This window comes from Micromonospora marina (assembly GCF_900091565.1).
Taxonomy (GTDB): domain Bacteria; phylum Actinomycetota; class Actinomycetes; order Mycobacteriales; family Micromonosporaceae; genus Micromonospora; species Micromonospora marina.
Genome location: NZ_FMCV01000003.1, coordinates 171,045 through 177,078 on the forward strand (window position 1 = coordinate 171,045; position 6,034 = coordinate 177,078).

Sequence of the window (6,034 nt, forward strand, 5' to 3'; positions counted from 1 at the left end):
CCGGCCCGTTTCTACGGGGACGGCCGACGGCGTGTCTGCTCACGGTTGAGCGGGCGCCGCAAGCGAGCGGCCTGCTCAACGTTGAGCAGGCGAAGCGGGTACGACTGCCTAGCGTGAGGACTCGGCCGGGCCCCTCGGCCGTCGACCCTTCCCAGGCGGGCAGGTGCCGTGACGCAACAGACCGATCCAGCCCACGCCGTCGTCCTCTCCGCCGCCGATCCGGAGCGGCTACGCCGGTCCGCGTACCGGCTGCGCGAGCACGTCTCCACCGCGGCGCTCGACCTCGCCGACGTGGCGTACACCACGCAGGTCGGCCGGATGCCGCTGCCGCACCGGCTCGCCGTGCGGTGCGCGAGCGTCGCGGACCTGGTCGGCGGACTCGACGCCTACCTGCGCGGCGAGGCCCGCGACGGGGTGCTGCACGGCGTCGCCGGTGCGCCGTCCGCGCCGGCCGCCGCACCGACCGACGCCGACGCCGCCGCGGACTGGGTCGGTGGCGGCCTGGTCGACTGGCGGCGGTACTGGCCGGAACCACGCCCGCGGGTGCCGCTGCCCGGCTACCCCTTCGGTGCGACGCCGCCGGCCCCACCCGCCGCCCGGCCGGGCGATGAGGCCGGGTCGCTGCGGGCCTACCTGGTCGAGGTGTACGCCGAGGTGTCCGGCCTGCCCGCCGAGTCCGTCGACCCGCTCCTGCCGCTGACCGAGCTGGGTCTGTCGTCGTTCCTCGTGACGCGGCTGACCGCCCGGCTGGAGAGCGACCTGGGCGAACGGTCGCGAACGCTGTTCTTCGAGCACGCCACGCTCGCCGAGGTCGCCGCGGCGCTGGCGGCGGCCGGTCGTACGGCACCCGCCGGCGTGGCTCCCGCCGGACCCGCCCAGCCCTTCGCACCCGCCGCCCAGCCCTCCGCACCTGTCGCGTCCGCCGCACCGCCAACTCCGGCCGCACCGCCAGCTCCGACCGTCGTGCCCGCTCCGGCCGTCACCGTGGAGCCGGCGCCGGGGGAGGAGGGCGAGATGGAGATCGCGGTGATCGGTGTCGCGGGACGCTACCCGCGCTCGCCCGACCTCGACGCGTTCTGGGACAACCTCACCGGCGGCCGCGACTGCGTCACCCCGCACCCGCCGCACCGGGCGCGACCGGGATGGCCGACTCACCTCATGGACGGCGGATACCTCGACGACGTCGACCGGTTCGACCCGCTGCTGTTCGGCATCACCCCCCGCGACGCCGCCCTGATGGACCCGCAGGAACGGCTGTTCCTCGAAGTGACCTGGGCCGCGCTGGAGAGCGCCGGATACACCCGCGCCCGGCTCCGGGAGCGGCACCACTGTTCGGTCGCCGTGTACGCGGGCGCGATGTGGAACGAGTACCCGCTGTTCGGGGCGGAGCGCACGCTGCGCGGCGTCCCGCAGGACTCCGGCGCGACGCTCGGCGGCATCGCCAACCGGGTGTCGTACTGCTTCGACCTGCACGGCCCGAGCCTGACCGTGGACACGATGTGCTCCTCCGCGCTGGTCGCGCTCGACCTGGCGGTGCGGAGCCTCCGCCGCGGCGAGGCCGAACTGGCGGTCGCGGGCGCGGTGAGCCTGTCACTGCACCCGAACAAGTTCATCCAGCAGCACCGGATGAAGCTCACCGCCAGTGACCGGCGCAGCCGGACCTTCGGCGCCGGCGGCGACGGGTTCGTACCGGCCGAAGGGGTCGGCGCGCTGATCCTCAAGCCGCTGCGGCGGGCGCTCGACGACGGCGACCCGGTGCACGCCGTGATCCGCGGCACCGCCGTCGTGCACGCCGGACGGACGAACGGCTACATCGTGCCCAGCCCGGTCGCGCAGGCCGACGTGGTACGGCGGGCGCTGCGCGACGCCCGCACCGGACCCGCCGAGATCGGCTACGTGGAGGCGCACGGCGCCGGCACGGCGCTCGGCGACCCGGTCGAGATCGACGGGCTGACCCGGGCCTACCGGGACGCGGCCGGGACCGACCTGCCGCCCGGCAGCATCCCGATCGGCTCGGTGAAGTCGACGATCGGGCACACCGAGGCCGCCGCCGGACTCGCCGGTCTCACCAAGGTCATCCTGCAACTGCGGCACGGCGTGCTCGCGCCGTCGCTGCACGCCGACGAACTCAATCCGAACATCCCCTGGGACGCCGTGCCGTTCCGGGTGCAGCGGCAGCGGGCCGAGTGGACCGGCCCCCGGGTCGCGGGCGTCAGCTCGTTCGGCGCCGGCGGGACCATCGCCCACGCGGTCGTCGCCGCGCCACCGGCCCGTACCCGCCCGGCCGCCCAGCCCGGCCCGCAGCTCGTCGTCCTGTCCGCCTACGACGAGGACCGCCTCGACGAGATGGTGCGGCGGCTCGTCGCGTACCTGCGCCGGGACCGCGCACCGAGCCCGGCGGACCTCGTCGCGGCGGTCCGGCGGATCGCCGCCGGGGAGCACCCCGGCTCGGCCGCCGACCACGCCGCCGCGCTGCTGGCGCACGACGGGCCGGCGCTCGCCGACATCGCCTACACGCTCCAGGTCGGCCGGGAGCCGCTGCGGCAGCGGCTGGCGGTCGTGGTCGAGGACGTCGCGACGTTGTGCGAACGCCTCACCGCCTACCGCACCGACCCCGCCGTGCTGCGCGGCCGCGCCCCCGCCGCGCCGGACCCGGACGCCGTGCCGCCGTCCGGCGCGAGCCTGACCGACCTCGCCCGGCACTGGGTGACCGGCGGAGCCGTCGACTGGGCCGCGCTCCACGAGCCGGGCCGGACCGTCGTGGACCTGCCGGCGTACCCGTTCGCCCGCATGCGGTGCTGGGTGCCCGAGGACGTATCGGCCGGCGCCGGGCCGTCGGGCACGCAGGCGCCGATCGTCGGGCCGACGACGCCGCCACCCGCCGACGTCCCGCTCTACGTCAAGGGGTGGGAGCCGGACGACGATCCCGGACCGGCCGCCTCGCCGGTGGCCGGGGTGATGCTGTGCGTGGGCGGCGGTCCGGATCTCGTCGCCCGCCTCGGCGGCCTGGCCGTGCACGACGTCGCGGACCTCACCGCCGTGCTGTCCCGCGTGCCCGAGGTCGGCGGGCTGGTCGGCCTGCCCGGCGGACCCGGCTGGGAGACCCGGGTACGGATCATCCAGCGGCTGCTGGCCGAGCGTCCCGGCACGCCGCTGCGGATCCTGGACACGAACGTCGGCGACGTCCGCACGGCCGGCTTCGTCAAGGTCCTCGGCGCCGAGTACGCCCGCGTCACCGCCACCGTGCTGCACACCGACCGGCCCGGCGACGACACCGATCTCGCCGCCCGGATCCTGGCCGAGTGGGTACGGGGCGACGCCTACGGCGAGGTCCGGTACGCCGACGGCCGGCGGCACCGGCCGCGCCTGGACCTCGTACCGGCGCCCCATGCGCCGCTGCGCTGCGACCCGGACGCGGCCTACCTGGTGACCGGCGGCACCCGGGGCGTCGGCGCGCTCGTCGCCCGGCACCTGGCCGGTCACGGCGCCCGGTCGATCGCCCTGGTCGGCGTCCACGCGGACACCGGCGTCGCGGACGACCTGCGCGCCCGCGGCGTGCGTGTGCTCCAGCACGCCGGTGGGTTCCCCGGCGTCGAGGACTTCCTGCGGCAGGTCCGCGCCGAACTCGGCCCGCTGCGGGGCGTGGTGCACTGCGCCGGTGTGGAGAGCCGGGGCAACCCGGCGTTCCTGCACAAGGACCTGACGGATGTCCGCGCGGTGCTGGCGCCCAAACTGGACGGCTTCGAGACCCTGGTGTCGCTGTGCGCCGCCGACCCGCTCGACTTCTTCCTGGTGTTCTCCTCGGTGTGTGCCACGGTGACCGGGCTGGCCGCCGGGGTCTCCGACTACGCCGCCGCGAACATCGCCGTCGACGAGCTGGTCCGCGCGTCGATCGCCGCCGGGCGTACCGAGTTCCGCGCGGTCGACTGGCCGCAGTGGGCACAGACCGGATCCACGAGCGGACGCCCCAACCCGTGCGCGCCGGCCGGTCTCGCCCCGCTGGACGACGCCGCCGGGCTACGTGTCGTCGACCGCGTGCTAGCCCTGCCGTCCGGCGCGGTGGTGCTGCCGTGCCCGCCGCTTGGCGACGCCCCCGACCCGGACGCCCTGCTGCGGCTGCGCCCGCGCCGTCCGGCGCCGGCGTCACCCCCCGTCGTGGGCGGCGCTCCGCCTGCCGGTACGCCCGCCCCCGCCCCGGCCCCGGCCCCCGCCCCGGCCCCGATCGCGGTGGCGTCGGGCGGGCCGGTGGCCCCGCCGGAATGGCTCGTGGGGATCTTCTCGGCGGCACTGGGCATTCCCGAGTGCGACCTCGACCCGACCGTCGAGTTCGGCGACCTGGGCGTGGACTCCGTGCTGCTCGGCGAGCTGCTGGTCCGCATCGAGGAGCGGCTCGGCACCCATCTCGACCCGGCGACGCTGCTGCTTCACCCCACGCTGGAGCGCCTCACCGCCCACCTCGGCGTGCAGGCGGCGACTCCCGGGCCCGCGCCGGTGAGTGTGCCCGAGGCGGTGACTGCGCCCGAGGCGGTGACTGTGCCCGTACCCGTGACCTCGCCCGTACCCGTTGACGAGCCCGTGCCGACGGCGGCGGCGGGCGGCGGCGCGCGGCCGGACCATGACCGGCGGGTGGCCGTGATCGGCATGGCCTGCCGGTTCCCGGGGGCGACCGACGTCGCGACGCTGTGGGACAACCTGCTGCACGGGCGCTGCGCGGTCACCGAGGTGCCGGCCGAGCGGTGGGACCACCGCCGCTGGTACTCGCCGGAGCCCGGCCTCGGACGGTCGATCAGCAAGTGGGGCGGCTTCGTCGAGGGCATCGAGTGGTTCGATCCCGGCTACTTCGACATGGGCGACGACGAGGCGCGCTGCCTGGACCCGGCGATCCGGATGTTCCTGGAAGGCACCGCCGAGTGCCTGGCGGAGGCCGGGTACGCCCCGGACGAACTGCGCGGCCGGCGCGTCGCAGTCGTGGCCGGGGCGCGCCTGTCCGACTACGGCCGGCGCGTGCCCATCCGCACCGACGTCCTGCGCTCCGACCAGAACTTCATCGCCGCCCGCGTCGCACACCACTTCGACCTGCGCGGCCCGAACCTGGTCGTGGACAGCGCCTGCTCGTCGTCGCTCGTCGCGGTGCAGGTCGCCTGCCGCAGCCTGCTGGCGGGGGAGTCGGAGCTGGCCGTCGTCGGCGGCGTCGAGGTGTTGCTCGACCCGGAGACGTACCTCGACCTGAGCGCCGCCCGGGCGCTGTCCCCGACCGGTCGGTGCTGGACGTTCGACGAACGCGCCGACGGCTTCGTGCCCGGCGAGGGCTGCGGTGTGGTGCTGCTCAAACCGCTGGCGGCCGCGCTCGCCGACGGCGACCGTGTCCACGCCGTGATCGACGGTGTGGCGGTGAACAACGACGGGCACACCATGGGCGTCACCACCCCCAGCCCGGCCGCCCAGGCCGACGTGGTCCGGCAGGCGCTGGCCGCCGCCGGCCGGCGCCCCGCCGACATCACGATGCTGGAGGCGCACGGCACCGGCACGCTCATCGGCGACCCGATCGAGCTGCGTGCCCTCAACGACGTCTTCGGCGACCGGCCCGGCGGCCGGATCGAGATCGGCAGCGTGAAGTCGAACCTGGGCCACCTGCTCAGCGCCGCCGGGATGGCCGGGCTGTTCAAGGCGGCGCTCGCCCTGGAACACGGCACGATCCCGCCGACCCTGTTCTGCGACACCCCGAACCCGCGGTTCGACTTCGACCGCTCGCCGCTGCACCCCACCACGGAACCGGTCGGCTGGCCCGCCGGATCCGAACGCGTCGCCGGCGTCAGCTCGTTCGGCCTCGGCGGCACCAACGCCCACCTCGTGCTCAGCGGTGCGCCGCCGGGTCCGGTCCGCCGGGCGCCGCTGCCCCGGCCGGTGTTCCGGCGCCGGCGGCTGTGGCTCGACGGCGACGCGCCGGCCGAGGCGCCACCCCCGGCCCGGCCGGACCCGGGCGAGCCGCTCACGGCGTCCCTGCTGCGGCTGCAACTCGTCACCACCGACTGAC

1 protein-coding gene is annotated in these 6,034 nt (G+C 76.1%); it reads left to right on the top strand.

The genetic code is table 11. The features are described 5' to 3' along the window. Positions 1-168 precede the first annotated feature (168 nt). On the top strand, positions 169-6,033 hold the full coding sequence (locus GA0070215_RS05405; protein WP_091042463.1) for an SDR family NAD(P)-dependent oxidoreductase: 5,865 nt from the start codon (positions 169-171) through the stop codon (positions 6,031-6,033). The last annotated feature ends 1 nt before the right edge of the window (position 6,034 follow it).